Raw genomic sequence first — 1,035 nt, 5'->3', positions numbered from 1 at the left:
TTACTCGATGATCTTTGCAACCACGCCGGCGCCGACGGTACGGCCACCTTCGCGGATTGCGAAGCGCAGACCTTCTTCCATCGCGATCGGAGCGATCAGCTTCACCGTGATCGACACGTTGTCGCCCGGCATGACCATTTCCTTGTCCTTCGGCAGCTCGATCGAGCCCGTCACGTCCGTCGTACGGAAGTAGAACTGCGGACGGTAGTTGTTGAAGAACGGCGTGTGACGGCCGCCTTCGTCCTTGCTCAGCACGTACACTTCAGCCGTGAAGTGCGTGTGCGGCGTGATCGAACCCGGCTTGGCCAGAACCTGGCCACGCTCCACGTCTTCACGCTTCGTGCCGCGCAGCAGGATACCAACGTTGTCGCCCGCCTGACCCTGGTCGAGCAGCTTGCGGAACATTTCCACGCCCGTGCAGGTCGTCTTCACCGTCGGCTTGATACCGACGATTTCGATTTCCTCGCCGACCTTGACGATGCCGCGCTCAACGCGACCCGTCACCACCGTGCCGCGACCCGAGATCGAGAACACGTCTTCCACCGGCATCAGGAACGCGCCGTCAACTGCACGCTCCGGCGTCGGGATGTACGTGTCCAGTGCGTCGGCCAGGTTCATGATCGCCACTTCACCCAGTTCGCCCTTGTCGCCTTCCAGCGCCAGCTTGGCCGAACCCTTGATGATCGGCGTGTCGTCGCCCGGGAAGTCGTACTTCGACAGAAGCTCGCGCACTTCCATTTCGACCAGCTCGAGCAGCTCGGCGTCGTCGACCATGTCGCACTTGTTCAGGAACACGATGATGTAAGGCACGCCAACCTGACGGGCGAGCAGGATGTGCTCACGCGTTTGCGGCATCGGGCCGTCAGCGGCCGAGCACACCAGGATTGCGCCGTCCATCTGCGCCGCGCCCGTGATCATGTTCTTCACGTAGTCAGCGTGGCCCGGGCAGTCGACGTGTGCGTAGTGGCGGTTAGCCGTTTCGTACTCGACGTGCGCGGTGTTGATGGTAATACCACGTGCCTTTTCTTCCGGCGC

At 62.0% G+C, this 1,035-nt stretch carries 1 protein-coding gene; it reads right to left on the bottom strand.

Going from position 1 to position 1,035, the window contains the following annotated elements:
- A partial coding sequence (tuf, locus tag JMY28_RS38785) for an elongation factor Tu (RefSeq protein WP_201701148.1) occupies positions 1-1,035 on the bottom strand: 1,035 nt, incomplete at its 5' end.

The organism is Paraburkholderia hiiakae, from assembly GCF_904848665.1.
Taxonomy (GTDB): Bacteria; Pseudomonadota; Gammaproteobacteria; order Burkholderiales; family Burkholderiaceae; genus Paraburkholderia; species Paraburkholderia hiiakae.
This window is presented reverse-complemented; position numbering and strand designations above follow the sequence as displayed.